The following is a 2,412-nucleotide window of genomic DNA, read 5'->3' on the forward strand; positions in this document are numbered from 1 at the left end:
GCCCCCGACGGGCAACGACCAGCCGCCTGGTGGCGGGGATACGCATGGTCAGCCGCCCACGGGGAACGACCAGCCCCCCGGTGGCGGTGACACGAACGGCCAGCCCCCGACCGGTAACGACCAGCCGCCCGGTGGGGACACCAACGGGCAGCCCCCGACGGGCAACGACCAGCCCCCCGCCGGTCACCCCGCCCAGCCGCCTGTCCTGGCCCACACCGGTTCGAGCGACCTGCTCGCCGCCGCGGGCTTCAGTGCCGCGATGATCGCGGGCGGCGCGGTGCTCTACCGACGTGGCAGGGCCGCGACCCGTCGGTGACACGGACCCCTGGTCCACCCTTTCGCACACCTGGTGCCGGACGCTCCGAGAAGCGGCCGGCACCCGCGTTTTGGGCACCCGAGCCCCGTTCACGGCTCAAGTCCCCCTGGACTCACCGGCGTACGGCGTCCACCGCACCCCGTTCCCCGCTCCGCCCCGGCGCCGGGACCGCGCCGCCGGGAACGCCCGTGCGCAGCCGGCGCCGGACGCCTCGGACGAGGGTGCCGGAGGTGAAGGTCGCGCCGTGCACGAAGCGCATGGCGGGGCCGAAGCCGGAGGCGGTGACGAGGCCGGCCATGAAGAGGCCCGGCCAGGAGGACTCGAACTCCCGCCCCACGGAGGGTGATCCGTCGGCCACCGCGGCGATCGCTCCGCGCAACTCCGGGGAGAGCAGGGCGAGTCGATCACGGGTGGCCTTGAACCCGGTCGCCGCGATGACATGGTCGGTCTCGATGACCCGGGTCCGCCCCGGGGCCCCGGCGATCTCCAGCCGCACCTTGTCGACGCCGGGGCGGATGCCGTGCGCGGTGAACCGGTCGGCACCGGCGGGAAGTTGGGTCCCGGAGTCATCCGACCCGACTCCCGCCCGTCCGGGCCCCTGCCGCCCGTCGGCCTCATCGGAACCGCCCTGAACACCCCCGAGTTGCCCCTCGACCGCACCCGACTCCCCGTGTCCCGAGTCGAGTTCGCCACCCCTCGGCTTCCCCTCCGCGGCCATCACCTCGTGCCCCAGCAGCACCTCGACGACCCCCTCCACCCGGTCCCGGACCCACCACGCGCCGGCCGGGCCGAGGGCGTCGGCGGCGATGCGGGCGCGGGTCTCCTCGGGGAGGCGCCGGTACCAGCCGGCCCGCTCGGAGTAGAACCAGTTCCGCCACCCGCAGCCGAGCCCGCTGTGCGGGGACCGCAGGGACTGCCACCACGGCCGCTCCCACGGCGGCGGCACGTCGTTCCAGTCGAGCCGCCCCGCACGGGCCAACACCCGTACCCGCGTGCCCTGTTCGGCCAGCAGCGCGGCCGTCTCCAGAGCCGCCTGACCGCCCCCGACGACCGTCACGTCCTGCCCCGCGAAGCGGTCCAGGCTGCTGTGGTGGCTGCTGTGGGAGACGAGGGCGGGGGAGATGCCGTGCAGCGCGGAGGGGATCTCGACGAACGGCATGACGCCGACCGCGAGGGCGACCGTCCGGGCGTGCACGGTCTCCCCGTCCTCGGTCACCGCCTCGAACCCGCCGGGGCGGGGGGAGATCCGGACGATCGTCCGCTCGTCGACCTCGGGAACGGCGTTGCGGGCGAACCACAGGCCGTAGTCGGCGAACATCTCCACCGGGATCGGCTCACCGTGCCGCGCGGAGACGCCCCGCGTCTCGCAGTACACGTCCAGCCGCCAGCGGGCGGCCGGGTCGGACAGGTTGGACGCCCACGGCTCGGACTTGAGGAACATGCCGCGCGGCATGTGGTCGCGCCAGGACGCCATGGGCCGGCCGAAGACGCGCAGGCTCAGCCCGGCGCTCGCCGCGTGGGACGCGATGGACAGGCCGTACGGGCCGGCGCCCACCACCAGCAGGTCGAACATCAGCAACTGCTCGCTTTCTCGTCGTCGGTCGGAGGGGTCGTCCGGGACACCTCGCAGGAGGCAGGGGGAGGACCCGTAGGGGATTCCGGGGGGAGCACCGGCGGGGAAGCCGCCGGGGAGCCCCCTGGGGAGGCTGTGGGGGAGCTCTCGGGGGGCTCCGGGGGTGAGGCCGGGGGTGAGGCGGTGGGGGACGCCGCTGAGGACCCCGTAGGGGATACCTGAGAGCCGGCCGCCCCTGGGGGTACCTGAGAGGTAGGCCCTGGGGAGGACCCCTGAGGGGTGGTCGCCGGGGGTGATACCTGAGAGCCGGCTGCCGGCCCCGCCGTCACGGAGGCCGCCGAACCCGTCGTCGCCGCCCCCGTAGGGGCCACCGTCAGGGACGCCGGCTGCGGCAGCCCCGTCCGGGAGACCGGTGGCGCCGGGGCCTGGCGGACGACTCGGGGGCGGGTTCCCGCTCCGGGGCCGGCCGCCGTGCGCCGCAGCCGTTCCACCACCCGCGTCGCGACGTGCCGGCACCACAGCC

The 2,412-nt window shown here is 75.4% G+C and carries 2 protein-coding genes; one reads left to right on the plus strand and one right to left on the minus strand.

Annotation, left to right across the window (positions count from 1 at the left end):
* On the plus strand, positions 1–316 hold a 316-nt coding region (locus ACVNF4_RS34950), incomplete at its 5' end, for an LPXTG cell wall anchor domain-containing protein (protein ID WP_461806874.1).
* Between the two features lie 112 nt (positions 317–428).
* On the opposite strand, the gene ACVNF4_RS34955 is transcribed toward ACVNF4_RS34950, so the two are convergent.
* Positions 429–1,889 (minus strand): NAD(P)-binding domain-containing protein, encoded by a 1,461-nt coding sequence (locus ACVNF4_RS34955; protein WP_461806875.1) that lies wholly within the window; start codon positions 1,887–1,889, stop codon positions 429–431.
* Between the last annotated feature and the right edge of the window lie 523 nt (positions 1,890–2,412).

This window comes from Streptomyces sp. S6 (assembly GCF_054880855.1).

What these genes read in the sequence shown, in the direction of transcription:
- ACVNF4_RS34955 (WP_461806875.1), bottom strand. Translation starts at nt 1,889, where the DNA reads ATGTTCGACCTGCTGGTGGTGGGCGCCGGCCCGTACGGCCTGTCCATC.